At 69.5% G+C, this 24,025-nt stretch carries 17 protein-coding genes and 1 tRNA gene; 8 read left to right on the top strand and 10 right to left on the bottom strand.

Going from position 1 to position 24,025, the window contains the following annotated elements:
* Positions 1 to 89 precede the first annotated feature (89 nt).
* The 3 genes from NNI01S_RS26705 to NNI01S_RS26695 all read left to right on the top strand — a co-directional run bounded on the left by NNI01S_RS26705 (position 90) and on the right by NNI01S_RS26695 (position 2,478).
* Entirely contained in the window at positions 90 to 635 is a 546-nt protein-coding gene (locus NNI01S_RS26705) for a histidine phosphatase family protein (protein ID WP_063023091.1), read from the top strand.
* Positions 636 to 697: 62 nt separating this feature from the next.
* Entirely contained in the window at positions 698 to 1,645 is a 948-nt protein-coding gene (locus NNI01S_RS26700) for a patatin-like phospholipase family protein (protein WP_063023089.1), read from the top strand.
* Positions 1,642 to 2,478, top strand: a complete 837-nt coding sequence (locus NNI01S_RS26695; protein WP_063023087.1) for an SDR family oxidoreductase — start codon at positions 1,642 to 1,644, stop codon at positions 2,476 to 2,478. The genes NNI01S_RS26700 and NNI01S_RS26695 overlap by 4 nt, the downstream gene beginning before the upstream one ends.
* A gap of 52 nt (positions 2,479 to 2,530) precedes the next feature.
* On the opposite strand, the gene NNI01S_RS26690 is transcribed toward NNI01S_RS26695, so the two are convergent.
* Positions 2,531 to 3,697: a lipase family protein gene (locus tag NNI01S_RS26690; RefSeq protein WP_439956146.1), complete on the bottom strand. Its 1,167-nt coding sequence runs from the start codon at positions 3,695 to 3,697 to the stop codon at positions 2,531 to 2,533.
* A gap of 392 nt (positions 3,698 to 4,089) precedes the next feature.
* The gene (locus NNI01S_RS26685; RefSeq protein WP_063023085.1) at positions 4,090 to 4,563 is read right to left on the bottom strand and encodes a hypothetical protein; all 474 of its coding nucleotides are present in this window, start codon (positions 4,561 to 4,563) and stop codon (positions 4,090 to 4,092) included.
* 282 nt (positions 4,564 to 4,845) lie between these two features.
* Between NNI01S_RS26685 and NNI01S_RS26680 the strand changes: the two genes are divergently transcribed.
* A complete protein-coding gene (locus NNI01S_RS26680) occupies positions 4,846 to 8,319 on the top strand; it encodes an indolepyruvate ferredoxin oxidoreductase family protein (protein ID WP_063023083.1) in 3,474 nt (1,157 codons plus the stop codon).
* A 161-nt stretch (positions 8,320 to 8,480) separates the two neighbouring features.
* On the opposite strand, the gene NNI01S_RS26675 is transcribed toward NNI01S_RS26680, so the two are convergent.
* The 4 genes from NNI01S_RS26675 to amaB all read right to left on the bottom strand — a co-directional run bounded on the left by NNI01S_RS26675 (position 8,481) and on the right by amaB (position 13,476).
* Positions 8,481 to 9,947, bottom strand: a complete 1,467-nt coding sequence (locus NNI01S_RS26675; RefSeq protein ID WP_063023081.1) for a subtype B tannase — start codon at positions 9,945 to 9,947, stop codon at positions 8,481 to 8,483.
* A gap of 289 nt (positions 9,948 to 10,236) precedes the next feature.
* Entirely contained in the window at positions 10,237 to 10,866 is a 630-nt protein-coding gene (locus NNI01S_RS26670; protein WP_063023079.1) for a hypothetical protein, read from the bottom strand.
* A gap of 595 nt (positions 10,867 to 11,461) precedes the next feature.
* A tRNA-Met gene (locus NNI01S_RS26665) sits at positions 11,462 to 11,535 on the bottom strand.
* A gap of 411 nt (positions 11,536 to 11,946) precedes the next feature.
* The gene (amaB, locus tag NNI01S_RS26660) at positions 11,947 to 13,476 is read right to left on the bottom strand and encodes an L-piperidine-6-carboxylate dehydrogenase (RefSeq protein ID WP_063023126.1); all 1,530 of its coding nucleotides are present in this window, start codon (positions 13,474 to 13,476) and stop codon (positions 11,947 to 11,949) included.
* Positions 13,477 to 13,588: 112 nt separating this feature from the next.
* Between amaB and NNI01S_RS26655 the strand changes: the two genes are divergently transcribed.
* Both NNI01S_RS26655 and lat read left to right on the top strand, forming a co-directional pair.
* Entirely contained in the window at positions 13,589 to 14,041 is a 453-nt protein-coding gene (locus NNI01S_RS26655; protein ID WP_039796222.1) for an Lrp/AsnC family transcriptional regulator, read from the top strand.
* Between the two features lie 64 nt (positions 14,042 to 14,105).
* Complete coding sequence (gene lat / locus NNI01S_RS26650; RefSeq protein WP_063023077.1) at positions 14,106 to 15,440, top strand: L-lysine 6-transaminase; 1,335 nt, start codon at positions 14,106 to 14,108, stop codon at positions 15,438 to 15,440.
* 151 nt (positions 15,441 to 15,591) lie between these two features.
* Here the strand turns inward: lat and NNI01S_RS26645 are convergent, their stop codons facing one another.
* Positions 15,592 to 15,936: a hypothetical protein gene (locus NNI01S_RS26645; protein ID WP_063023075.1), complete on the bottom strand. Its 345-nt coding sequence runs from the start codon at positions 15,934 to 15,936 to the stop codon at positions 15,592 to 15,594.
* 165 nt (positions 15,937 to 16,101) lie between these two features.
* Here NNI01S_RS26645 and NNI01S_RS26640 point away from each other — a divergent pair, with 165 nt between their 5' ends.
* The gene (locus NNI01S_RS26640; RefSeq protein WP_169813021.1) at positions 16,102 to 17,526 is read left to right on the top strand and encodes a serine/threonine-protein kinase; all 1,425 of its coding nucleotides are present in this window, start codon (positions 16,102 to 16,104) and stop codon (positions 17,524 to 17,526) included.
* Between the two features lie 175 nt (positions 17,527 to 17,701).
* On the top strand, positions 17,702 to 19,711 hold the full coding sequence (locus NNI01S_RS26635) for a serine/threonine-protein kinase (protein ID WP_063023071.1): 2,010 nt from the start codon (positions 17,702 to 17,704) through the stop codon (positions 19,709 to 19,711).
* Positions 19,712 to 19,965: 254 nt separating this feature from the next.
* Here NNI01S_RS26635 and NNI01S_RS26630 read toward each other — a convergent pair whose 3' ends face one another.
* From NNI01S_RS26630 to NNI01S_RS26620, 3 genes are all read right to left on the bottom strand, one after another.
* The gene (locus tag NNI01S_RS26630; RefSeq protein WP_063023124.1) at positions 19,966 to 20,904 is read right to left on the bottom strand and encodes a patatin-like phospholipase family protein; all 939 of its coding nucleotides are present in this window, start codon (positions 20,902 to 20,904) and stop codon (positions 19,966 to 19,968) included.
* A gap of 132 nt (positions 20,905 to 21,036) precedes the next feature.
* Positions 21,037 to 22,842 carry an acetyl/propionyl/methylcrotonyl-CoA carboxylase subunit alpha gene (locus tag NNI01S_RS26625; RefSeq protein WP_063023069.1) on the bottom strand — a complete coding sequence of 602 codons (1,806 nt, stop codon included), beginning with the start codon at positions 22,840 to 22,842 and terminating at the stop codon, positions 21,037 to 21,039.
* Between the two features lie 200 nt (positions 22,843 to 23,042).
* Positions 23,043 to 23,960 carry a sulfurtransferase gene (locus NNI01S_RS26620; RefSeq protein ID WP_063023122.1) on the bottom strand — a complete coding sequence of 306 codons (918 nt, stop codon included), beginning with the start codon at positions 23,958 to 23,960 and terminating at the stop codon, positions 23,043 to 23,045.
* Between the last annotated feature and the right edge of the window lie 65 nt (positions 23,961 to 24,025).

The following is a 24,025-nucleotide window of genomic DNA, read 5'->3' as shown; positions in this document are numbered from 1 at the left end:
CCCACCGACAAGCACGCCCGTACCGTTTCCCGAGCGAAGCGGGAGCAATCGAACAGCGCCCGCCGACGCCGGGCCGTACGCTTCGACAGGTGCAAAAAGTGCTCAGACTCGACCTGGTCAGCCATGGGATGACCGAGGCGATGCGGAAGGCACGTTTCCCGGTGGACGAATCGCTCACCGAGGCGGGCAGGCGGGCGGTGGCCGAGTGCGGGCCGCTCACCGCCGCGCGGGTGTTCACCGGGCCGGAACGCCGGACGGTGGAAACCGCGGCGTTGCTGGGTCTGCCGGGGGAGGAGGACAACCGGTTGCGTGACCTGGACGCGGGCGCGTGGCGCGGCGGTGAACTGATGTCGGTGCCGCAGGACGAGTTGTACGCCTGGCTCACCGACCCGGCGTTCCGCGGGCACGGCGGCGAATCCGTATTGGATGTGATCGAACGGACCAGGCTGTGGATGGCCGAGGTGGCCGCGCAGCCGGTGCCGACGATCGCGGTCACGCACCCGGCGGTGGTCAGGGCCGCGTTGCTGGTGACGCTGGACGCACCGCCGAAGTCCTTCTGGCGCATCGACATTCCGCCCGGCAGCATCACCCGGCTGCACTATCGCGGCGAATGGACGTTGCACTTCACGGCGTGATGTCGCACTCCGTGTGATCGGAGGCGTGGCATCCGCGCCATGCTGGGCTAGTGTCTGAGACTATGGGTAACAACAATAGGTCGCAACGGCGCGGCCTGGCCATCGGATGCGGTGGCTCCGTGGGGGCGGCATGGATCGTCGCCGCGCTCGCCGCCGCCCGCGACGTGCTTGCCTGGGATCCGCGCGAGGCGGACGTGCTGATCGGCACCTCGGCGGGCGCGGAAGCGGTGACGATGCTCGGCAGCGGCGTCTCGGTGGACGACCTGGTCGCCATGCAGCGCGGCACGGCGACCGACCCGATCCTGCGCGAGCACCGTGCCGCCGAGCCCGGCCGGTTTCCGCCGTTGCCGCGCCCGCGACTCGGCTCGCCCCGGCTGCCCCTGCGCCGCCAGGAGCCCGGCCAGGCGCTGCTTGCCGCTGGCAGCGGACTGCTGCCGGTCGGCCGCGGCGACGCGGGGTGGCTGGGACGGCTGGCCGAACGGCTGAACCCCGGCCGCTCGTGGGTGCCGCATCCCGCGACCCGGCTGGTGGCGATGGACTACGCGACGGGCGAGCGCGTGGCATTCGGTTCACCCGGCGCGCCCGCCGCGACCATCGGCGAGGCGCTGCGGGCGTCGTGGGCGATTCCCGGCTGGTTCCCGCCGGTCCCCATCGCGGGCCGTCGCTTCGTCGACGGCGGCGCCGGCTCGACCGCGTCGGTCGACCTGCTCGCCGCCGAGAACCTCGACGAAGTGCTCGTGCTCGCGCCGATGGCCTCCGCGGCCCGGATTCCGGCCACCGGCCCGGGGCATCTGCTGGAACGGCAGCTGCGCAACCGGATGAGCGACAAACTCCGCGCCGAGATCGACCGGTTGCGCGCGGCGGGCACCAAGGTGCTCTTCCTGGGCGCGACCGCCGAGGATCTCGCGGTGATGGGATCCAACTTCATGGACGGCCGCCGCAGTTCGGCCACCTTCGAGCACAGCCTGCGCAGCACCCGCCGCGCGCTCGAGCAAGGAGCATTCGTATGAGCATCTTCGGATCCGGCTACCCCGCGATCGACTTGACCGAGGCGACCGTCCTGATCACCGGAGGGGCGCGAGGCATCGGCCGCGCCACCGCGGAATCGTTCGCCGCGAGAGGTTCTCGCGTCGTGCTCGCGGACGTGGACAAAGCCGCCGCCGACGCGACCGCCGCCGCGATCGGGGCGAGCGCGTTCGAGCTCGACGTGCGCTCGCGCGGGCAATGGGACGCGGTCGTCGCGGCGGTCGGCGATATCGACGTCCTGGTCAACAACGCCGGTGTCATGCCGGCGGGCGCATTCCTGGAGCAAACGGACGTCGTCGGTCAGGCCACGCTGGACATCAACGTCTGGGGTCTCATCCACGGTATGCGCGCCGCCGCGCCGGGCATGATCGAACGCGGCCGCGGCCATATCGTCAATGTCGCCTCCCTGGCGGGCAAGGTCCCGATTCCGGGGCTGGCCGTGTACAACGCGAGCAAGTTCGCGGCCGTCGGTCTCTCGGCGGCGACCCGGCTGGAATTCGCCGGGCAGGGCGTCAGCGTCAGCTGCGTGCTGCCCTCGGCAGTACGGACCCGGCTCTCCTCGGGACTGACCCTGGGCCACGGCATGCCGACCGTCGACCCGGAGGACGTCGCCGCCGCGATCCTGCGCACCTGCGCGACTCGCAAAGCCGAGGTGGCCGTACCGAATTACCTGGGACCGCTGGACATCGCGCTGGCAGCCGCGCCGGAACGCGCGGTGCGCCTGGTCCGCGGGTTGTTCGACGGGAATCGGGCGTTGCACCCGGCCGACGAGAAGACCCGGGCGCAGTACGAGCGCGAGGTGCGTTCCATCAGCTGATGGGACGAAAAACGGCCCGGGAGAATGTCTCCCGGGCCGCTTTCGTCTGGGTTCAGCAGTTGGTCGGTGCGGGTTCGCCGCGGAACCTGGCCTCCACGTAGTTCCACGCGTCGGTGAATCCGGCGACGGCCGCGGTCATGTGCTCGGAGATGTCGACCGTGTGGAACGTCAGCGGCGCGCCCGCCTTGCAGTACCGGTCGGCGACTTCGGCGACCGGGTTGTAGAAGGTGAGCGTGTCGAAGCGGCCCTGCCACATATAGATCGGCACGGCGGGCACGCCGTCGAAGTACCGGAGGCTGTTCTCCCGCAGGACGGCGTGCGCTTCGGGGCTGTCCATCAGGCTCTTGGACGCCGCCATCTGCTCGGCGCTGCGGAAGGCGCCGTGGAAGAGCAGGAACCGCCGGCAGGCGTCATGGGTGAATTCCCGGAACCACAAACCGTTCTCGTTGAGCTGGTCGGAGATCGGCAGCCGGTCCGGGTACTCCCGCTCGAGTCCCATGGCGGCGGCGAAGGCGAGGCCGAATCCGGGGTGCGGCTCGAAGCCGAGCGACATCGCCATTTCCTCGAGGTCGGCGGGGATGCCACCGGCCACGGCGGCGGTCAGCTTCAGCTCCGGCGCGTAGGTGGGTTGCAGGGCGGCGGCCCAGGAGGTGGCCATGCCCCCACCGGAGTAGCCGGCGACGGCGACGGGGGAGGCGGACAGCCCGAGTTCCGTGACCTTGCGGACGGCCCGCACGCTGTCCAGGGTGATCATGCCGGCCAGGCGCGCTGCGCCGTAGGCGGAAGTGGGACCCAGGTAGTCCGGCAGCGAGATCGCCCACCCGCGTCCGATCGGCAGCATCGCGCCGACCGCGTCCTGCAGTTCGCCGTTGAACAGCGAGCGCGACGGGTTGCACTGGGTGCCGAGGGAATTGATCAGCGCCTGGTAGGAGATCAGCGGCGGGTTCTTGACCCCGGCGGGCAGCAGGACCGTCGTGATGCCCATGACGGGTTTGTTCTGCGAATTGGTGGAGCGGAATGCCACCTGCCAGCCCTCGGTCCCGACATAGAGACCGGTGTCGATCCGGCGGGCCCGCACGACGTCGCCGGGAGCGAGCGCCCCCAGGTCGGGCGGCGCTGTGTAGAAGGGGTCGGGATCGGGAGTGGGATACAGGGGCTGAGCCGTCGCTGGCAGGCCGAGCAGGCCGAGCGAGACGATGCTCACCAGCAAGATCGCGATCCTGAACGGAACTCTGGACACGGGTTTCCTTCGAAAGTCAGCCGTCACCGACCCACCACCCCGCGGGCACGCCGCGACCTCGGTGCTTCGGACGGACCGGCACTACACGGAAAACCGCAGCGAACGTTCGCTGCGGGACGGAGCAGAAGGAACCGCCGCCGGAGCGATCTCGAGTCGATCATGGCGGACTGCCGCACCTCCTTCGACTCCGGGACCGCCGGTAGCCGCGAAGGCGGCACCATCCGCTGCGAAGATAGCGCTCCGCCGATCGGAGCGTCGCACCGGAACAGGCGAACCGGACATGTCACAAAGCCCGTGGCCCGCCATTCGACAAGATCACTAAGGGGGTGGCCTGCCCGGTCGCGCACCGAATCGTCCCCGTGTCGCGTGGCTCATGCGAAGCTGAGCACCGTCCGAGCGCCCAGCGGGCGTCGCAGGTCCACCACGACCACGCCGTACTCGCGTTTCTGCTCGGGATTCGCGCCCTGGCACGGCGGCATACCGCGATGCAGGCCACGGATCAGGCGCACGCTCACCAGGTCGGCCGATTCTTCCACGCGCGCGGTGAATCCGATACTCGGACAGCCGACCGGGCCGGGGATGTGGATCGCGAGTTTATCCGTGCCGTCTTCGGTGTCGTACTCCGAGAAGGGCATGGTCGAGGTGGGTTCCAGATCCGCGGCATGCGGGATGACGATCATCGTTCCGCCCGCGTAGGTGCGGGGGCCCGGATCGGCCCGCGTCCCCGCCGTGGCTTCCGCGGTGCGCTCCGGCGTGGAGGGAGCGGCCGGGTCCGCCTGCTGCCCGCACGCGGCCAGCGACCCGAACGCGATGGTGGCGGCGATCGCCGCACCCCTCTTGAGCATTGGCACCATTCCACCTTCACACAGGTGGGCGTGGGTGTGGCGGAGGAAACGCGGTGTGGCCCGCGCTCGGCTCGCCGACGGCACGACGCCGTGGTGTGTGCGCTGTCACATCGACCTCGCAGTGTGCTTAGGTTGTGCCCATCGGCATCATCAAAAATTGGGCAGATTGCTCAATCTGTCACGTCAAGGTTGTGCGTTCAGATCTTCGGAGACACCATATCGGCAACAAGTGCTCAACGATGCGAGGCGCCGGACCGGCGTCGAGCGGACGGGTGGATCTGTATGACCGAGCTCGCCGACCGCGATCTGATCGCAGCTCCCTACGACCTTGCCGACCGTTACCGCGTGGGATCGGGGACGGTCGTCCTCACCGGCGTCCAGGCCATCGCGCGCCAGTTGGTCGAGCAGCACGTGCGTGATCTGCGCGCGGGCCTGCGGGTGGGCACCTTCGTCTCCGGATATCAGGGCAGTCCGCTCGGCGGCGTCGACAAGATGCTGGCCGGCATGCCGGAAGTCTTGGCCGCACATGACATCTCGTTCGTCCCGGGCCTGAACGAGGAACTGGCCGCGACGTCCGTATGGGGCAGTCAGGCGGACCTGCCCGCGGGCACGGCGACCCACGACGGCGTGGTCGGCGTCTGGTACGGCAAGGGCCCCGGCCTGGACCGCGCGACCGACGCTCTGCGGCACGCCAACATGTACGGCGCGAATCCGCGCGGCGGCGTCCTGCTGCTGGTCGGCGACGATCCGGCGGCCAAATCCTCCACCGTGCCCGCGGTGAGCGAGCGGTCGCTGGCGGCGATGAACATCCCCGTGCTGTTCCCGCGCAACGCCCGGGAGATCATCACCATGGGCCTGCACGGAGTGGCTCTGTCGCGCGCATCGGGCTGTCTCGTGGCGCTGAAGGTCGTGGCCGACGTCGCCGACGGCGCCTGGACCGTCGACGGTTCGGTGGGTGACATCGACATCGTCGTGCCCGAGATCGACTGGGCGGGTGCTCCGTTCCGTTACCGGCAGCGTCCGATGGCCGCGCCGGCCGACAGCCTGCTCGCCGAGGCGGATCTCTACGGCCCCCGCTGGGAACTGGTGCGCGCCTACAGCACACGCAACGGACTGGACGTGATCGAGGTCCACCCGGCACGCGCCACGGTCGGCATCGCCGCCACCGGGACCACCTTCGACGCGGTCCGCCAAGCCCTGCTCGACCTCGGCGCGGACGACGACGCGCTGCACGCCGCGGGCATCCGGCTGTTGCGGATCGGGATGCCGTATCCGCTCGCGCCCGAACGGGTCCGGGAGTTCGCCGCCGGGCTCAGCCGGCTGATCGTCGTCGAGGACAAGACGGCCTTCGTCGAAACCCAGGTTCGCGAGATCCTGTACGGCATCGCGGGCGCCCCCGAGATCCTCGGCAAGCGCGACCACGCGGGCCGCCCGCTGTTCGGCGCCGACGGCGAACTCACCTCCGGGCGGATCGCCGCACCGCTGCGCCGCGTACTCGACGGCCATCTGGAGATGAGACGACCCCTGCCGCAGCCACTGTCGCTGTCCGTGCTGCCCGCCAAGCGCGCGGCCTACTTCTGCAGCGGTTGTCCGCACAATCGCTCCACCGCCGTCCCGGAAGGATCGCTGGCGGGCGGCGGCATCGGCTGTCACACCTTGGTGACCATGTCCGGCCGCACCGACAGCAAGGTCACCGGGCTGACCCAGATGGGCGGCGAGGGCGCCCAGTGGATCGGCCAAGCGCCGTTCACCGACGTGCCGCACCTGTTCCAGAACATCGGCGACGGAACGTATTTCCACTCCGGCCAGCTCGCCGTGCAGGCGTGCGTCGCCGCTGGCGTGAACATCACGTTCAAGCTGCTGCACAACGACGTGGTCGCGATGACCGGCGCGCAGCACGCCGAGGGCGCGCTCACGGTGCCGATGCTCACCCACAAACTCGCCGTCGAAGGCGTCCGGCGGATCATCGTCTGCGCCGACGAGCCGGGGCGATACCGCAAGCGTGATCTCGCTCCCGGCACGCTGCTGTGGCACCGGGACCGTCTCGACGAGGCGCAGCGCACGCTGCGCGAGGTCCCCGGTGTCACGGTGCTGATCTACGACCAGCACTGTGCGGCCGACGCGCGCCGGCAGCGCAAGCGGGGCGCCCTGCCGGTGCGCCGTACCCGGGTGGTCGTCAACGAGGCGGTATGCGAAGGCTGTGGTGATTGCGGTGTCCAGAGCAACTGCCTGTCGGTGCAGCCGGTGGACACCGAGTTCGGGCGCAAGACCCGCATCGACCAGACCTCCTGCAACACCGACTACAGCTGCCTGAACGGCGATTGCCCTTCGTTCGTCACGGTGGAACTGCCCGATCCGGCGCAGCGGAAGCCGCGCGGGACGAGCAGGCGGCCGCAACCGCCCCGGCTGCCGGAACTCGTGGTCGAACCGCCGACGACCACGCAGAACGTCTTCCTCGCCGGCATCGGCGGCACCGGCATCGTCACCGTGAACCAGGTGCTGGCCACCGCCGCGCTGCGAGCCGGATACGAGGTGGCCGGCCTGGACCAGATCGGCATGAGCCAGAAGGCCGGGCCGGTGGTCTCGCATCTGCGTTTCGCCGCGGGCGCACTGGAGCCCGCCAACCGCCTTGCCCCCGCGTCGGCCGACTGCCTCATGGCCTTCGACCTGCTGGCCGCCACCGACAACAAGAACCTGGCCTACGGGTCCGCCGCGACGACCGTATCGGTCGCCTCCACCAGCAAGACGCCGACCGGGGACATGGTCTACGACAAGTCGGTGACCTATCCCGACGAGGCGGTGCTGCTGCAGCGCCTCGGGCAGGTGTCGCGATCGGTGCGGTCCTTCGATGCGCTGGCCGCCGCGGAAGTCCTCTTCGGCAACACCGCCGCCGCGAACTTCCTGCTGGTCGGAGCCGCGTACCAGGCTGGAGGACTGCGGTTGCCCGGTAGCGCGATCGAGGAGGCCATCGAGATCAACGGAGTCGCCGTCGAGGCCAACCTCGCCGCCTTTCGCTGGGGGCGGGTCGCGATCGCGCGGCCGGAGGAGTTCGCCGCCGCGACCACGCGCCGCAGAACTGAACGCGCCCCGGTGGCGGTGCCCGCCGACCTGTTCGACGGGTTGACGGCCACGGGCGAGACTCGGCGGCTGGTCGAGCTGCGGGCCGTCGAACTGATCGGATTCCAGAGCGCGGCGGTGGCCCGCGAGTACGTCGCTATGGTGCAACGTATCTGGGAGGCCGAGCGCCGGGTCACCGACCGCACCGAGTTCAGCGAGCAAGTGGCGCGCGGCCTGTACAAGTTCACGGCATACAAGGACGAGTACGAGGTGGCGCGCAGGCTCACCGATCCGGCGTTCCTGGCCGAGGTCGCGGCACAGGTACCCGACGGCGCGAACCTCACCTATCGGCTGCACCCGCCGATCCTGCGCGCGATGGGACGGAAGAAGAAGATCGGGATGCGGCCGGGCAGCCACTTCGCCCTGCGCTTGCTCGCGAAGGGGAAGCGTCTGCGCGGCACCGCGTTCGACCCCTTCGGCTACGCCCACGTGCGACGGGTGGAACGCGAACTGCTCGCGCACTACACCGCGATGGTGGCGGATCTGGGGGCGGTGCTGGACCCGGCGAGCTACGACCGAGCCGTGCGCGCCGCGGCACTCGCCGACGTGGTGCGCGGGTACGAGGACATCAAGCTCGCCAATGTCGCGCTCTACACCGAACAGCTGCGGCAGCTCGGCATCGAGCCGCCGCGCTGCTAGGCCCGGCCGACCACCGTTTCCCGCGCGGCCGCCGGAGGATTCCGGCGGCCCCGTGCCGCAAGGCTTCACTGCCGCCGCTGCCGGAGGCGGCAGCGAAGCCTTGCGGCACGCGGCGCTGCCGAGGTCCACTCGGTCCCGCGGCCGGACCTCGGCGTGCCGCCTCACCCCGCGTAACCGGTCACCTTGCCGATCCACGCGATGAAATCCGCGGGGTCCTCGTTGCTGCCGTGTCCGGCGTCCCAGTACATCGCGGCGTCCACCGCGTCGCCCAGGTTCTCCAGGCTCGCGGCGAGATTGCCGACGATCGTCAGCGACGCATCGGTGTCCTTGGTGCCGACGCGGATCCACCAGTGCTTCGCCCGCGTGGAATTCCGCTGCTGCAGAAAGAACATGGGATTCATCAAGCTGATCTTCTCGGGCAGGTCGCTGTCGAGTTGCGCGCCGGGGTCACCGGTCGCTCGCCGCAGGCTGAACGGGGTGAAATGCCTGGCCTTGACCGTTCCCAGGCCGAACTCGTTGTTCTCGGGTGACGACAGGTCGAAGGCGTCGAACGCGGGCACGCCCTTCTGCCGCGCGCCGACGTGCGCGAGGAAGCCCGGCCAGGTGAATTCGGCGCGATCGCCCGCCCAGGTGATCCAGGTGTTGGCCGCCAGGTAGCTGGAGCGGTCGGCGTCCGGCAGCGCGGTCAAGTACGCGGTCGCCGCCGGTTCGAGGTAGGTACGCACCAGATAGTCGCCGTAATTACCGGACGTGAGGGGGCCGAACCCGTTCCTGCCCTGCAGCCCCAGCGACGCCTGGTAGTCCGTGAACGCCGAGCTCAGCTCCCGCGAGGCCGCGGCGTCGAGCTCACCGGAGCGCAGCGGGTTGGCGCCCCAATTCCACTCGTAGGCCATGTCCGCGTGCTCGAGATCGGTGACGGGGCAATACGGAGCGGCGGCGAAGACGGCATCGCTCGCGTCCGCCGCGCCGAGTTCGGCGAGATACCGGTCGTACATCCGGCTGTCCCCGGACACCGCGAGCAAAGCGGTCAGCGCGCCGCCCGCGCTGACCCCCATGGCCACGATCCGGTCGGTGTCTCCCGGCACGCGACCCGTGTTGTGCCGCAGGTACCGGACCGCGGCCTTCAGATCGACGATGGCGGCGGGCGCCACGCCGAAGTACGTGCCGTCCGGCGCGACCAGGTCGCGCCCGCGCACACCGGGTTCCACGACGACATAGCCCGCCGTGAGGGCGAGATCCCGGTTCCTGGCCCGATCACCACCGTCGTCCGGTGGACGGTTCGTCACCGACGACGACAGATACCCCCCGACGGAGTTGCTCAGAAGGATGGGGGCCTTGCTCGCATCGACGGCTGCTCCGTCGATTTCGGTGGGCACGCTGATGTTCAGGCTTTGATATGCCTTGTCCACCGGCTTCGCCACATAGACGACGCTCTCGTAGAAGCGGTAGGTCACCTTTCTGTCGCGCTCGAACGTGGCGACGGTCTTCGTCTCCATCGTGAACGCGCCGGGATCGAAAGCCAATTCGTCCACCGCTTGCGCGCTGCCGTCCAGCACATCGCAGCCGGCGGCGAACAGCGGCACGGCGACCGCCGCCGCACACCCCTTGAGCATCGCTCTGCGCTGCACAGCTCTCTCCTTCGCATGCGGGGCAAGTCGTTCCCGCCGCGGCCGTAACGGCGTCGGCAGAACGATTGCGCGAAAACGAATCAGCTGGTCATCGGGTCGCCGAGATCGAAGGATAGCGGTACGGGGGCCCATGCTCGCGCACCTGCGCGGCTGCGCCCGACGCGTCCACCGATCGGCGGACGCGTCGGGCGCAACTGGCGTCATCGGCTACGGCCGCGCGAGGCGCACCGGTTGGTGCTCGGCCCTGCGCGTCCAAACCGAGCACATGCCGTGGCCGCCGCAGGACGTGTCAGCCGACCCGCACCGGGACCACAGCGGCACCGGCGAACCGAGCGCGCCCGACGGTCAGGGTGACCAGGGCGACATTGCCCGCGGTGGAAATCAGCGGGCCGGCGATCGAAACGAAGTCGAATCCGCTCACCATGAGCACTCCGAGCAGGCCGAGGCCGTTCGCGAAGGCATTCGCGGCGAAGGTCTGCCAGGTTTCCTCACGAGGTTTGGACCACACATGCCGGAGCGTAGGGACGGTGGCGATGAGATTGGCGCAGATGGCGAACAGCGCGCCGAACGCCTTCTCCTGCACACCGGCCGTCACCAGCACGCAGGCGATCGATGAGATCAGGCAGGCCCAATCGATAGTGTCGTCCGGTCGCAGACTGCACCCACGAGTCACGCCGACGGCGATGACCGCCGCGTTCATGGCCGCCGCCGCGGCGTTGATGGCCGCGGCGAGATAGCCACCGTCGAGATACGCCACGACCGCGAACACGGTGTTCGCGGTGCACCAAGCCGCCCACGACGCGACGCGCGGCCGGGTGTCCCCTTCCAGTATCCCCGCCAGATATGCGATGACGCCGAACAGGGAAATGCCGACGCTGAGACACGCCAGAGACGAGCTCACATTCCAGAAATCACTCACGCGGAAAATTCCTCACAGATTGTCGTCGTTGCACGCAGAGATGGCCGACGTTGGCGATCGAATCATTACGAACACGCCGAAGGGGACAAGCCGGGTGTGGTGACGAAACCGAGGGTTGCCTGCGGGAAAACACTTCGGGATGAATAGTCCGGGTGACTCGGAAGTATCGTGACACGACAACTCTGGAGGCACCGGTCCAAGGTGACGCCGTAACCGTCTTTTAACCCCGGATTTGCATAGCGAGTGACGGTGGAGCTGGGACCGATCATTCCGCAGGCTTTCTACTGTGAGCTACGGGACAGCGGTGAGGCGAATCGAACGAACATCTCACCAGCGTCGCGATAAGCGGCATTCCTAGGCAAAGGAATTGCCCGGTGGCTGTCGGGATCGCCGACGTGAGTGGTGAGTTCGCATGGGATGCGCCGAAGTCGGGGCGCATCGCCGTGCGGCCGTCCCGCCTCGATCCGGTGGCCCGAGCATTCGCCGCGCTGATCGATCGGTACCGCGCCCGCCGGGGCGACTCGCTGTGCCTGCCGGTGGCGCGATCCGGCACAAGCGAAACGGCCCGGAGTGGTGTACTCCGGGCCGTTCGTAGTAGCGGGGACAGGATTTGAACCTGCGACCTCTGGGTTATGAGCCCAGCGAGCTACCGAGCTGCTCCACCCCGCGTCGGTATGCACAACACTACACAGGTAGGCGCGAAGTACCGAATCGTGCAGGTGAGAGGGCATATCACGGGTGAATCGGCGAGCCTGGGCAAGCTCCTGCGGCGGGAGTGACACCGATTGCGCCGCCGTCGCGTCCAATGAGTGACGAGAAGTGCCCTCGAGCGGTGCGGCGACCGCATGGGCGCTCGCGAGGGCGACGAGTGGCAGCGTCGCGAACAAGGCCGCGGTCGCGAAGGTGCGAACGGTCGTAATTCGGCCGGTGGCGTCCGAACCGGGCTGCCCACCCACAGCGGATCCCGTGGTGCACCGCTGTTCTCGGGAAACGTCGGCCTGCGCCGTTTATGGCTGCCGCGCCCGTCAGGACGCGGCAGTCGCTGTGGGCGTGGCAGCCGGGAGGGGCGTGGCGGCTCGCTCAGCCGAATTCGATGCCTTGGGCGAGGGGAAGTTCGGTGGAGTAGTTGACCGTGTTGGTCGCTCGGCGCATATAGGCCTTCCAGGAGTCCGAGCCGGATTCACGTCCGCCGCCGGTTTGCTTCTCACCGCCGAAGGCGCCGCCGATCTCGGCGCCGGAGGTGCCGATATTGACGTTGGCGATGCCGCAGTCGGATCCGTCGGCGGCGAGGAAGCGTTCGGCCTCGCGCTGATCGGTGGTGAAGATTGAGGACGAAAGGCCTTGCGGCACTTCGTTGTGCAGGGTGATCGCACGATCGAAGTCGTCGTAGGTGAGCACGTAGAGGATCGGCGCGAAGGTTTCCTCCCGCACCACCGCGGTCTGGGCGGGCATGCGCACGAGGGCGGGCCGCACGTAGTAGGCGTCCTCGCCGAATCCGTCGACTCGCTCTCCGCCGCAGACCAGTTCGCCGCCGTCGCTGACCGCCTTGTCCAGCGCCCCACGCATCGCGGTGTGGGCCTTGCCGTCGATCAGCGGCCCGACCAGCACCCCGTCATCGAACGGATTGCCCACGCGCAGCTGGCGGTAGGCCCGCTCCAGCCGGTCGGTCAGCGGGCCTGCCACGTCCCGGTGCACGATCAGCCGCCGCAGCGTGGTGCACCGCTGACCGGCCGTGCCCGCCGCCGCGAAGACGATGGCCCGCGCCGCGAGGTCGAGATCGGCGGACGCGGTGACGATCGCGCCGTTGTTGCCGCCCAGTTCCAGCAGGCAGCGCCCGAGCCGCTCGGCCACCCGCGGCGCCACCAGCCGGCCCATCCGCACCGAGCCGGTCGCGCTCACCAGCGGCACCCGGGTGTCGTCGACGAGCCGGGCGCCGACGTCGCTCGCGCCTTGGATCAACTGATGGATCTCGGGATCCGCGCCGGCTTCGGCGGCCGCGCGCCGCAGCAGCGTGTGACAGGCGACGGCGGTCAGCGGCGTCGTCTCCGACGGCTTCCACACCACGGTGTCGCCGCAGACCAGCGCGATCGCCGTGTTCCACGCCCAGACCGCCACGGGGAAGTTGAACGCCGAGATGACGCCGACCACGCCTAGCGGATGCCAGGTCTCCATCAACCGGTGGCCCGGACGTTCGGAGGGCATGGTGTAGCCGTACAGCTGCCGGGACAGGCCGACGGCGAATTCGCAGATGTCGATCATCTCCTGGACTTCGCCCGCGGCCTCGGCCGGGATCTTGCCCGCCTCCAGCGTCACCAGCTCGGCCAGGTCGCTCTTGTGCTCGGTGAGCAGCTGCCCCAGCCTGCGCACGACCCCGGCCCGGACGGGAGCAGGGACGGTCCGCCAGGCGTGGAAGGCGGTCGCGGCCCGGCCGATCGCGGCGTCGACCTCCGGCAGCGTGGCGGACCGCAGCGTGGCCAGCTCGCCTCCGGTGATCGGAGTGCGCGCGGACAGGTCGCCGGGTTCGGTAGGCGGCGCACCGAATTGGCGCAGCACCGCTTGGGCGCGGGCGGCGAGTTGCCGGGTGGTCCGGTCGTCGAGTACCTCGGTCATCTGTTGTTCCGCCGTACCTTTCGGCCGCGTCGCGGCGTGTCTGTCCCACATAGCGGGAGGAGGGAGGTGAGGTTTCGGACACGAGGCGGGCTGCCTGAGTTAGCCTTCGCTGATGGCGGATACACCGGCAAGACCCGTACTCGATGACATCGATCGCCTGCTGATTCGTGAACTGATGGCCGATGGACGGGCCACCCTGTCGAACCTGGCCGAGAAGGCGAGTCTGTCGGTGTCCGCGGTGCAGTCCCGGGTTCGCCGATTGGAGGCGCGCGGTGTGATCCGCGGGTACACCGCGCACGTCGATCCCGAAGCGCTCGGCCAACTGCTGTCGGCATTCGTCGCGATCACTCCTCTCGACCCATCGCAACCGGATGACGCGCCCGCCGTGCTGCAGCACATCCCCGGCATCGAGGCGTGCCACTCGGTAGCCGGCGAGGAGAGCTACATCCTGCTGGTGCGTGTGGCGTCCCCGCGGCACCTCGAACAGCTGCTCCAAGAGATCAGAGCCACCGCCAACGTGCGCACCCGGAGCACCATCATCTTGCAGACATTCTATGACAGGTAGCGATTGTGTGTAATTAATACGCTTTGTTGTAGAGGTTCCGTAAATTTTTACGTACCCTCAGGGCGTGACCATCGAACTGGAACGCACCCGCCCGGCGGTCACCCCCGCCGCCCGGGTCCATGAGATCTTGTCGGCGAGCATCCTGGCCGACGGCTTCGACCTGGTTCTCGACCTCAACCGCTCCCGTGGCTGCCGCCTCGTCGACGAACGCGACGGCAGCCCCTACCTCGACATGTTCGGCTTCTTCGCCTCCAACGCGCTGGGCATGAACCATCCCGCCCTCGCCGAGGACGCCGAGTTCCGGGCCGAACTCGTCACCGCGGCACTGAACAAGCCGAGCAACTCCGACATCTACACCGTCGAGATGGCCCGTTTCGTAGAGACGTTCGTGCGGGTGCTCGGCGATCCCCGGCTGCCGCACCTGTTCTTCATCGACGGCGGCGCTCTCGCGGTGGAGAACGCCCTCAAGATCGCGTTCGACTGGAAGAGCAGGCACAACGAATCCCAAGGCCGCCCATCGGAACTCGGCGCCAAGGTGCTGCACCTGACCGGCGCGTTCCACGGCCGCTCCGGCTACACCATGTCGCTCACCAACACCGATCCGGTGAAGACCGCGCGTTTCCCGAAGTTCGACTGGCCCCGGATCAAGTCGCCCTATGTCACCGACGCGTTCGACATCGAGGAGGCAGAGGCCTGCGCGCTGGTCCAGGCGCGCCGGGCGTTCGAGGAGAAGCCGCACGACATAGCATGTTTCATCGCCGAGCCGATCCAGGGCGAGGGCGGTGACCGGCATCTGCGTCCGCAATTCCTGCAAGCCGTGCAACGACTGTGTCACGAGCACGACGCGCTGTTCGTGCTGGACGAGGTGCAGACCGGAGTCGGCATGACCGGAACGGCCTGGGCCTACCAGCAACTCGGGCTGGCGCCGGACATCGTCGCGTTCGGCAAGCGGACCCAGGTGTGCGGCGTCATGGCGGGTGGACGCGTGGACGAGGTGCCCGACAACGTGTTCGCGGTCAGCTCCCGGCTCAACTCCACCTGGGGCGGCAACCTCGCCGACATGGTGCGCAGCCGCCGCATCCTGGAAGTGATCGAGCGCGACGAGCTGATCGAACGGTCCCGGCCGCTGGGCGGGCACCTGCTCGAACGGCTCGGTGCGCTCGCCGCCCGCCACCCCGACGTCAGCGAGCCGCGCGGGCGCGGCCTGATGTGCGCGATCACGCTGTCGTCGTCCCGGCTGCGCGACGAGGTGCTCACCCAGTTGCGCGAGCGGGAGCGCGTGCTGATCCTCGGCACCGGAGAGCGGGGGATCCGGTTCCGTCCACCGCTGACGGTCACCGGCGCCGAGCTGGACGAGGCCGTCGACGCGCTGGACCGGGTGCTGACCGGGATGGAATAGCGCGCGCACGGGTGGGATCGGCATGCCGGTGTCTTCTGGCGTGTGAGACGCCGGCATCCCGGGTCCACCTCCTAGGCCGCGTCCGCACCGGGCGCCGCTGTGCTGTGCCGAGGTGCGCCGTACCCGGGAGCGTATCGACCGGGCACGCCGGTCAGGACGTGACCGGGCGCAACCCCAGACCGCCTTCGACGAAGCGGTGAACGGACGTGAGCCCGGTCTGCAAGGCAGCCTCGTACCCAGGGCGCGCCCAGCCGCTCACCTGCGCGGTGCCGTCGCCTGCCGGGGTCACTCCGATCTCGGCGACCAGCTCGGCCGTCGTCGGTTCGCAGACCGCCCAGGAGAAATGCGTCTCCTCCGCCCAGCCCGCATCGCGCCGGGCCACATAGTCCGGCTCGGTGATCCCGCCCGCGGCCAGGGCGGGGCGGTCATCGATGCGGTCGTCGGCGCGCAAGGCGCGCAGATACCAAGCGCCCGCGTTGATCTCGATCGGCTCCATCAGCGCGCGGCCGTTCCGCCGCGCCGGGCGGCCGGGTCCGGGGCGCCCGCCATCACTGCACCGAATTCCGCGACGCCGACCGGCCTCGCTGGGACATGATCGGATGAGCGCGGCGTCGCTTTTGCGCGTTTCGCGGTACCGATGCGAATTTCGGGTAGCTCGATCATGACCAAGAGGCTAGCGGGAGGTTCTATCGACATGGGCGAGCTGTGGTTCGGCCACTACCGCCTCGACCGGCTGCTGGGCAGCGGCGGCATGGGCGAGGTCTGGCTCGCCCACGACACCAGTGCCGACCGGGTCGTCGCGTTGAAGGTGCTGACCGCCGCATACGCGGCGGACACGACATTCCGGCAACGATTCACCAGGGAGGCCCGGCTCGCCGCCCAGGTGCGCGGGCCGCACCTCGTGCCGATCCATTCGTTCGGCGAACTCCACGGCCGCCTGTACATCGATATGGAGTTCATCGAAGGGTCCGACGTGGCCGCTCTGCTGCGGCGCGAAGGGCGGCTGGACCCCGAACGCGCGATAGCGATCGTCGCGCAGACTGCCACCGCGCTCGATATCGCGCACCGGGCGGGCTTGGTCCACCGCGACGTGAAGCCGTCCAACATCATGGTCACGCCCGAGGGCACCGCCTACCTGATCGACTTCGGCACCGCGCACCGCAGCGACCAGCCCGCGATCACCCGCACCGGCAACGTGGTGGGCACGCTGGCCTACATGGCGCCGGAGCGGTTCGAGGGAGCGGCGGTTCCGCGGTCCGATCAATATTCGCTGGCTTGCGTGCTGTACGAGTGCCTCACCGGGCGGCGGCCGTTCGACGACGGCGACCCGCCGCGCCTGTTGCGCGCCCACCTGATGCAGACCCCGCCGCCGGCCTCCACGCTGAATCCGGTCGTGCCGCCGGAACTGGACGCGGTGATCGCGCGGGGCATGGCGAAAGACCCGGACCACCGATGGTCCAGCGCGGGGGAACTGGCGTCGGCCGGGTACGCGGCACTGACCGGCCGGGACGCGACCACGGTCGAGCTCTCGTCGGCGGTGCCGACCACCGTGCTGCCGCCGCCACGCGGGCTTGCGCCGGCCCGTGTCACGCCCACGGCGCGAACGTCCCTCGGGCCCCGTCTGGCCCTGCTGGCCTTCGGGGTGCTCGTCGCGGGGGTGGCCGGAGCGCTATGGCTCGGGCGGCCCGACGCGGTCGACGCGGGACCGGTCACCGCTCCCGCCCCGTCTCCCGAGCAGGAGCTCACGACACGGTCACCGCTGCCATCACACGCCCCGGCCGCACCGACTCCGGTCCCTATCTCGGCGCCCACCGTGATCCTGCCCGGCACGGGTCAGCCGTGCGATCCCGCGCTCGACGTGCACAGCGTCACCGTGGACGGCCTCGAGCTGATCTGTACACCGTCGGCGGGCGGGGCGAGCTGGCTTCCGGCGGCGCCGGCTCCCGGCGGTGTCACCGCGGGGAACGTCGACGACTCGATCGGATCCGGGCAGCCCGGCTCCGACGACAAGCGCGACCGGGGCAAACCCGATCACGCGAACCCGGGCAACGGCAAGGACAAGCCCAAGCCCAAGCCGGGCAAGTAGGCGGGTCGCCTGCGGGACTGTCGTCCAGCACACAGTGGTGCCCGGCCCGGCGTGCGGTTACGCTCCGAAAGAGGCCACTTCTCCGGCATCGGCACGTGAGCTGCTGCTTTCCGTCCGTCCGCGCCGCGGGTAACGGTTGGGTCGACCAGATGTCAACGGTGACTGGAGGTTCGCGATGGGGGAGGTGCGATTCGGGGGGTACCAGCTGGAGCGGCTGCTCGGCAAGGGCGGCATGGGGCAGGTCTGGCTGGCGTACGACGTGGCGGCGGCGCGGCGGGTGGCGTTGAAACTCCTGCCCGCCGAACTCGCGGCCGCGGGGGAGTACCGCAAACGATTCGAGCGCGAAGCCGCAGCCGTGTCGCAGTTGCGCGACCCGCACGTCCCGCGAATTCACCGGGTCGGCGAGATCGACGGCAGGCTCTACATCGACATGCAATTCGTCGACGGTACCGATCTGGCGCGCAAGCTGCTGGCCGAGGGGCCGATGCCGCCGTCGGCGGCGGTCGGCGTCGTCGGGCATGTCGCCGCCGCGCTCGATGTGGCGCACCGGGTCGGGCTGGTGCACCGCGACGTCAAACCGTCGAACATCGTGGTCCACCCCAGCGGCTTCACCTACTTGATCGACTTCGGCATCGCGCACGGCCTCGGTCAGACGGCCGTGACCGCTACCGGCATGGCGATCGGCACCCTGGCGTACATGGCCCCCGAGCGATTCACCGGCAAGGCGGACGGCCGTGCCGACGTCTACTCGCTGGCCTGCGTGCTCTACGAATGCCTCACCGGCTCCCGGCTCTACGGTGACACCGACCCGGCGCAGCAGATGCACGCCCACCTGACCGCGCCGCCGCCACGCGCCGGTTCGGTGTGCGCCGCCGTCCCCGCCGCGCTGGACGCCGTCATCGCGCGTGGTCTGGCCAAGGAACCGAACGAAAGATTCGCCACGGCAGGGGAATTCGCGGCGGCCGCGCGAGCGGCGATCGGCGCTCCGGCTCCGGATCCGCGAGTCGTGCCGCCGCCGGCGGTATCGGACCGTCCGGCGACGAAGCCGTTGACCGGAATGGCTTCCGCGCTCCGCGACAGCGATCCGGCTGTACCGGAGAATCCGCCGACACAGGCGAAAGGATCTGTCGGAGAGGGCATTTCGCGGCCAGCGAACTCGGACCCCGCGCCACGGCGCACTCCGGCTCCGACGAAGGTCCTGCCGAATCCGGGTCCGACCCCAACGCTTGTGGCGACCAGACTCGACTGGCCCTCGGTCACAGCACGACCGAATTCCGGACAGGGCGGCCACGTTTCGCCACCGGGCTCACCGGTGCAGGGATATGCCGGTCCGCAGACCTCGCCCGGCACAGGTTATCCCGTTCCGGTGGAGCCGTATCCATCCCGTCGGCGGTGGTACCAGAACGGGTCGTATGCCGGAGCCGCGCCGCGGCCCGGTTGGCCGGAACGTCTACGCGCTCTACATGCGCGCGTGGCCCCGAAGCCGGGTCCGGTCGCGCCGCCGTACCGCGCCCCGGCGCGGAAGGTCTTTCCAGCGGTCCAGCGTCCGGCTGCTCCGCCGGTCGCGCAGCGGCGGCCGGGTGTCCCCGTCCCGCGTCGGCGCCCGCGCCGTCGCCGGAGTCTGCTGTCGAAGATGATCGGCGCGCTGATCGTGGTGTTCCTCGCGCCGTTCGCGTTCGCGGCGGGTTGCGTCGCCCTGATCGCGGCCGGAACCAGGACGGGCGATTCCGGTGCTCCCGAACCCACATCTCCGCCCTCGGCGGTGGCGGTGGAGCAACCGTCCGACCCGGCAGCCGTGGCGCCTGCGGGCAACGCCGTCCGCGACGGCAAATTCGAATTCGTCGTGACGGGGGTCGACTCGGGCGTATCACGAATCGGATTGCAGAAGGCGGCGGGCTCGTTCCTGATCGTCACGCTGTCGGTGCACAACATCTCCGACGAGCCGAAGTGGTTCCTGCCGATGGGCCAGCGCGTCCTGGACGCGCAGGACACCCCTTTCGACCACAACGCCACCGCCACCATGTGGCAGAACACCCAACAGCGTCTCGGTTACTCCTTCGAGCTGCGCCCGGGGCAATCCGCCACCACCCAACTCGTGTTCGACCTGCCGTCGACGGTGACACCCGACCAGCTCGAGCTGCACGACTTCGTGCTCTCCGGCGGCGTGCGAGTCCGCATCGCCTGAACGACTCCCCTCGCTTGCGCCGCCCATGTCCCCGCGCGCCTCGTCGCTGCCCCCCCCAGCGGGGTTGCCGGTTCCGCCGGGGAGCCTGTGCCACTTGTTCCGCCGGGAACACGGGGGTCGCGCCTCGGCATTCAAGAGCACCGCCAGGTCGCGCTCCTCGGTCGCCTCCGGCAGCGCTGCCGCACGCCCGCGGAAGGGGCATTGCCCGCGCCGTACGGATAGTCCGGCCGGAACGGAAAGCCGACCGAAGGCGATCAGGCGGCGGGAAGGACGGCGGAGAGCGCGGTGAGGACCGCTCGGCGGCCGATGTGCAGGCCCGCGGCCAGCAGCGTGGTGTCGCGGGTGGCGCTGTCGATGTCGGGGGAGCCGACGGGCGGATGGATCTGCAGAACCGAGTCGCCGAGCTCGGCGAGCGCGCGGTCTTCGACGTCCTGCTGGCGCGGGCGCTCCAGCCATGCTCGGTACGCGCCGGGGGCGACGGCACGCATATAACCGCCGCCGACGATCTGGTGCAGGCGCGACGCGGGCGGGCGCCTTTCGTCCACTCGCCGGGTGCGCAGGACCAAGGCGAGGGTGGCGCCCGCACGGACCGCGGCGCGGATCGGCACGGTCTCGGAGAGGCCGCCGTCGAAGAAGGCCGAGCTGCCCAGGGTGACCGGCGGCCCGGCCAGCAGGGGCAGGCCCGCCGACGCGCGCAACGCCCGCATGAGCGTCCGCTTGTCGGTGATGTGCGGATGCAGGTCGACCGCCTGCCCGGTGCGGATATCGGTGGCGATCGGATGGAAGGTCGTGGTGTTGGCCAGGATCGCCTGGAAATCCATCGGTTCGATGCCGTCGTACACCTGGTGGACGAGATACCGCAGATCGAACGCCGGACGTCCGCGCAGGAGCCGGGCCGGGTCGATCGCGCGGCGCATGATCGCCGGATCGGTCCAGGAGCGCATGCCGGGGATGGCGCGTCCGCACAGCAGCCAGGCGCCGTTGATGGCGCCGGCCGACGTGCCGTACACGGCGTCGAAGACCCCGGCGAGTCCGAGTTCCTCCAGTGCGGACACCATCCCGCTGGAGTACACGCCCCGGCTGCCGCCACCTTCCACCACCAGCACCAGGCGGTGACCGTCGGCACGGCTGGACGTGGCACGCCGCGCGCGAATCACCTCCGCGACGGGGGAGAGGCTTGTCGAGCTGGTCACCGGATCACGATACGACACCCCGGTGGGCGGATCCGGTCCAGCGGCGTGACGACGGAGGGACCGCAGCGTGAACAAAGAAGCGGGCGCGGACCTTGTGGTCCGCGCCCGCTCGTGTACCGGCTCCGCCGGGTACTACTTGATCTCCGCCAGCACCGTGCCCTGCGTGATCGCCGCGCCCGCTTCGACGGACAGGCCGGTGACCACACCGGCCTTGTGCGCGTTGACCGGGTTCTCCATCTTCATGGCCTCGAGCACCACGATCAGATCGCCCGCCTCGACCGACTGGCCCTCTTCCACGGCGACCTTGACGACGGTGCCCTGCATCGGAGCGGTGACCGCGTCACCGGAAGCCGCGCCGCCGCCCGCGCCGCCCCGCTTGCGCGGCTTGGGCTTCTTGCGGATCACACCAGCGCCGTTGCCCGCCGCGCCGCCCGCTGCGGCGCCGACGGTGAAGTTGCCGGGCAGCGACACCTCGACCCTGCGGCCGCCGACCTCGACGACGACCTTCTGCCGCGGCTGCTCCTCGTCCTCCTCGGCCGGGGCGCCCGCGCCGGTGAACGGCTCGACGGTGTTGACCCACTCGGTTTCGATCCACTTGGTGTAGACGTCGAACTTCTCGCCGTCGCCGATGAACGCCGGGTCCTCGACGATCGCGCGGTGGAACGGGATGACCGTGGCCAGGCCGTCGACCTCGTACTCGGCCAGCGCGCGCCGCGCCCGCTCCAGCGCCTGCGTGCGGTTCTCGCCGGTGACGATCAGCTTGGCCAGCATCGAGTCGAACTGCCCGCCGATGACGCTGCCCTCCACCACGCCGGAGTCCACGCGCACACCGGGGCCCGACGGCTCCCGGTACACGGTGACCGGGCCGGGGGCGGGCAGGAAGCCGCGGCCGGCGTCCTCGCCGTTGATGCGGAACTCGAAGGAGTGGCCGCGCGGGGTCGGGTCCTCGGTGATCTCCAGCTTCTCGCCGTTGGCGATACGGAACTGCTGGCGCACCAGGTCGAGGCCCGAGGTTTCCTCGGTGACCGGGTGCTCGACCTGCAGGCGGGTGTTCACCTCGAGGAAGGAGACGGTCTCGCCCTGTACCAGGTACTCGACGGTGCCGGCGCCGTAGTAGCCGGCTTCCTTGCAGATGGCCTTGGCGGAGGCGTGGATCTTCGCGCGTACCTCGTCGGACAGGAACGGCGCGGGGGCTTCCTCGACGAGCTTCTGGAAGCGCCGCTGCAGCGAGCAGTCGCGGGTGCCCGCGACGATGACGTTGCCGTGCTTGTCGGCGATGACCTGCGCCTCGACGTGGCGGGCCTTGTCCAGGTACTGCTCGACGAAGCACTCGCCGCGACCGAAGGCGGCGGTGGCCTCACGGACGGCCGAGTCGTACAGCTCCGGGATCTCCTCGATAGAGTGGGCGACCTTCATGCCGCGGCCACCGCCACCGAACGCCGCCTTGATGGCGACCGGCACGCCGTACTTCTTCGCGAACTCGACGACCTCGGTCGCGTCCTTGACCGGGTCCTTGGTGCCCGCGGCCATCGGCGCCTTCGCGCGCTCGGCGATGTGCCGCGCGGTGACCTTGTCGCCCAGATCGCGGATGGACTGCGGGGAGGGGCCGATCCAGATCAGCCCGGCATCGATGACGGCCTGGGCGAAGTCGGCGTTCTCCGACAGGAAGCCGTAACCCGGGTGGATGGCGTCGGCGCCGGACTTGGCGGCCGCGTCGAGGATCTTGTCGAACACCAGGTACGACTCGGCCGAGGTCTGCCCGCCCAGTGCGAACGCCTCGTCGGCGAGCTTCACGAACGGAGCGTCGGCATCCGGCTCGGCGTACACCGCGACGCTGCCGATACCGGCATCCTTGGCCGCCCGGATCACGCGCACGGCGATTTCGCCTCGGTTAGCTACGAGTACCTTTGTGATCCGCGCGCTGGCATGGCTGGGCACTGAGCCTCCTGTGTGCATTCTTTTGGTCGCTTCGCCGGGGGATGGGGTTTGCTGCGCAGGCTCCGCTCCCGTAATCGACAAACTTACGTCTCGGGCGAGTGTAGGCAGTCTGCCAACAGACGCCGCACTCGGCTAGCCCTACTGATCAGTAGGTCGCGGATCACAACGTACGCGGTCTGTGTTTGGGACCGCACCCTGCCCTACCTGCTCCGGGCGCGCCGTGACCCGCCGCGGGCAGGTACCTCGCCCGGTTCGTCACCCCTGGCGATCGGCATTCGCACCGAGTTGCCCCACTCCGTCCAGGACCCGTCGTAGTTGCGCACGCCGTCGCGTCCGAGCAAATAGGTCAGGACGAACCAGGTGTGACCGGATCGCGCGCCGACTCGACTGTAGACGATCGCCTCGTCCGGTCCGGCCAACGCGCGGTAGACGTCGTCGAGTTCGGCGCGGGACCGGAAGCTCCCATCGGCGGTGAGCGCCTCCGACCACGGGATGTTCGACGCGCTGGGGATGTGGCCGCCGCGCAACGCGGCGTCCTCGGGATTGGCCGGTTCGCGGACGCGGGCGCCGCGGTACTCCTCGGCCGAGCGCACGTCGATCACCGGTTTGCCGAGGTGGGCCAGCACGTCCTCACGAAAGGCGCGGAAGGTGCTGTCGTCCCGGCGCACCGCCGGGTAGTCGCTGCGCACCGGGTAGCCGGGCTCGAAAGTCGTCTCGCGCCCCTCGGAGATCCACGCCGCGCGCCCACCGTCGAGCAGGCGCACGTCTTCGTGTCCGAACAGCGTGAACACCCACGCCGTGTGCGCCGCCTGGGTATTGCCCCGGTCCCCGTAGATCACAACCGTGTCGTCACGTTCTATGCCTTTGGCGCGCATCAGTTCGGTGAAGCGGGTTCCGTCGATATAGTCGCGCGTGACCGGATCGTTCAGATCGCTTCGCCAATCCAGCTTGGTGGCGCCCGGAACGTGCCCGATGTCGTAGAGCAGCGTGTCCTCGTTGGCCTCGATGATCTCGAGTCCGCGCGCGCCTATGTTTGCCGACAGCCACTCCGTGGTTACTAGTCGGTGAGGATGTGCGTAGGAACCGAGTGAGGGATGAGGGTCCGGGGCGACGGGCACGGTGTTGGGTCCTTCACGCATGGGTGGACGGTGGTGACAGCGGTTCGAGGCCTCACAGCGATGGT

The sequence above is a fragment of the Nocardia niwae NBRC 108934 = DSM 45340 genome (genome assembly GCF_001613465.1).
GTDB classification, from domain to species: Bacteria; Actinomycetota; Actinomycetes; order Mycobacteriales; family Mycobacteriaceae; genus Nocardia; species Nocardia niwae.
This window is presented reverse-complemented; position numbering and strand designations above follow the sequence as displayed.